The sequence below is a fragment of the Streptomyces anandii JCM 4720 genome, from assembly GCF_014650655.1.
GTDB lineage: Bacteria > Actinomycetota > Actinomycetes > Streptomycetales > Streptomycetaceae > Streptomyces > Streptomyces anandii.
The window spans coordinates 17,962-20,692 of record NZ_BMVJ01000018.1 but is presented as its reverse complement, the minus strand read 5'-3'; the positions used below and the strand labels follow the sequence as shown (position 1 = coordinate 20,692).

General features: G+C 69.9%; 2 protein-coding genes. Both read left to right on the top strand.

Translation table 11 applies throughout. The features are described from left to right. The first annotated feature begins 948 nt into the window (after positions 1-948). The gene (gene dnaN / locus IE249_RS26835; protein WP_189708749.1) at positions 949-2,079 is read left to right on the top strand and encodes a DNA polymerase III subunit beta; all 1,131 of its coding nucleotides are present in this window, start codon (positions 949-951) and stop codon (positions 2,077-2,079) included. Positions 2,080-2,254: 175 nt separating this feature from the next. Next, a partial coding sequence (locus tag IE249_RS38600) for an NAD(P)-binding domain-containing protein (protein WP_229859340.1) occupies positions 2,255-2,731 on the top strand: 477 nt, incomplete at its 3' end.

Here is a 2,731-nt window from a genome sequence, read left to right as displayed (position 1 = left end):
GAACGGCTGACGGAAGCGACGACGAGGGCGCCCCGGGGACTCCCCGGGGCGCCCTCCGGCTTTCCCCGGCCGGCCCCGCCTCGCCCAGCCCGCCCCGCGCCCCCCCGCTCCGACGCCCCCGCCCGCCCCGCTCCGACGCCCCGCGCCACGCGCACCGACACCGCCGCCACCGGCCGCTGTGTTCGATCGGACGCCCGGGTTACGGCCGCTCTCCACAGATTCGGCGACTTTCTTCCGTCCACATCCTGGGGACCGCGAAGTTGTCCCGAGTGGCATCCACAGGGCCGCCCCTCCAGCCGCATCCGCCCAGCTCAGATGCCTGTGGAATCGTGGACGACGGGCTTCCACAGGGTGTGGACGAAGCGGTGATCCACAGGCTGTGCACGAAGTTGTCCACGGGCGGCCCACAGGCTGGGGCCGGTTGTCCCCAATGATCGCCGCCTTCTCCACACCTCTGTCCACTGTTCGGCAACACGACGCACCCGCTCACCGCGTCGAGTGAAAGCCGTCACACCAAGGTGCCGGATTGGGCTGTGGGAAAGGTGGGTAAATCTGGGGACGCACTTGGGGAGAACCGCCCTCGGGCTGTGGGCGAGGTGTGCAGAACTTTCCGTTCTCCACAGAGACCCCGGGTTGTCCACCGCCTCCGCCCACAGGACCCGTGGACAAAATTCCCGCGCTGAGCTGGGCAAACGGGGTTATCCACGGTATCCACAGCCCCTACTACTACTCCCGACCAGTAAGAGAGCGGAATCCGTTTCGAAGCGGGGCCTGTGCACAACTCGCCCTCTCGGGCCCGCCTGCCCCTCGGAGCGACTTGACCCCGACAGGCACCTGTTGTCAGTGAGGTGCGTCAGACTGGTCCCCGGTGTCCTTCCCGTCGCTGTGGGCGGCGACACCGAGTCGGAGGACTCAGGACTCAAGCGCAACAGCAGGAGGCGGCTTACGGTGAAGATCCGGGTGGAACGCGACGTACTCGCGGAGGCAGTGGCCTGGGCGGCACGCAGCCTCCCGGCCCGTCCGCCGGCGCCTGTTCTCGCCGGCCTGCTTCTGAAGGCCGAGGACGGCCAGCTGAGCCTGTCCAGCTTCGACTACGAGGTCTCCGCCCGCGTCTCGGTGGAGGCCGAGGTCGAGGAGGAGGGCACGGTCCTCGTCTCCGGCCGCCTGCTCGCCGACATCTCGCGCGCCCTGCCCAACCGGCCGGTGGAGATTTCCACAGACGGTGTACGGGCGACGGTGGTCTGCGGCTCCTCCCGCTTCACGCTCCACACACTGCCTGTGGAGGAGTACCCCTCGCTCCCGCAGATGCCGAACGCCACGGGCACGGTCCCCGGCGAGGTCTTCGCCTCCGCCGTGCAGCAGGTGGCGATCGCCGCCGGCCGCGACGACACCCTGCCCGTGCTCACCGGTGTGCGCATCGAGATCGAGGGCGACACCGTGACCCTGGCCTCCACCGACCGCTACCGCTTCGCGGTCCGCGAGTTCCTGTGGAAGCCGGAGAACCCGGACGTCTCCGCCGTCGCCCTGGTGCCCGCCAAGACCCTCCAGGACACCGCCAAGGCGCTGACCAGCGGCGACCAGGTGATCCTGGCGCTGTCCGGCTCGGGTGCCGGCGAGGGCCTGATCGGTTTCGAGGGCGCCGGACGGCGCACGACCACGCGCCTGCTGGAGGGTGACCTCCCCAAGTACCGCACGCTGTTCCCCACGGAGTTCAACTCGGTCGCCGTGATCGAGACCGCCCCCTTCGTGGAGGCCGTCAAGCGCGTGGCCCTGGTCGCCGAGCGCAACACCCCGGTGCGGCTGAGCTTCGAGCAGGGCGTGCTGATCCTGGAGGCCGGCTCCAGTGACGACGCACAGGCTGTGGAAAGGGTGGACGCCCAGCTCGAGGGCGACGACATCTCCATCGCCTTCAACCCGACGTTCCTGCTGGACGGCCTGAGCGCGATCGACTCCCCGGTGGCCCAGTTGTCGTTCACCACGTCGACCAAGCCCGCGCTGCTCAGCGGCAAGCCCGCCGTGGACGCGGAGGCGGACGACGCCTACAAGTACCTGATCATGCCGGTGCGCCTCAGCGGCTGACCGGACGGGGAGGACGGGCGGGGACCGGAACGGTCTCCGCCGCCGACGGGACCGCAGGTCAGGGCATACGAATGAGCGGGTATGCCCACGGATGTGCGCGAGCGTCCGGGTTTAGGCTCGGACGCGGGTACGAAGGTGCCCTGTGCCACGTCGTGCAACCTAAGGAACGCAACTGATGGAGCTCGGTCTCGTCGGCCTCGGCAAGATGGGCGGCAACATGCGCGAGCGGATACGCCGCGCGGGCCACACCGTCGTCGGATACGACCGCAACCCCGCCCTCGCGGACGTCCACAGCCTCGAGGAACTTGTGGGCAAGCTGCAGGGCCCGCGCGTGGTCTGGGTGATGGTCCCGGCCGGTGAGGCGACCCAGACCACGATCGACGAGCTCGCCGGGCTCCTGGAGCCCGGCGACGTGGTCGTGGACGGCGGCAACTCCCGCTGGACTGACGACGAGAAGCACGCGCGCGAGCTCGCGGCCAAGGGCATCGGCTTCGTCGACTGCGGCGTCTCCGGCGGCGTCTGGGGCCTGCAGAACGGCTACGCGCTGATGTACGGCGGCGAGGCGGAGCACGTGGAGCTGGTGCGGCCGGTCTTCGACGCGCTCAAGCCGGAGGGCGACTTCGGCTCGGTGCACGCCGGCCGGGTCGGCGCC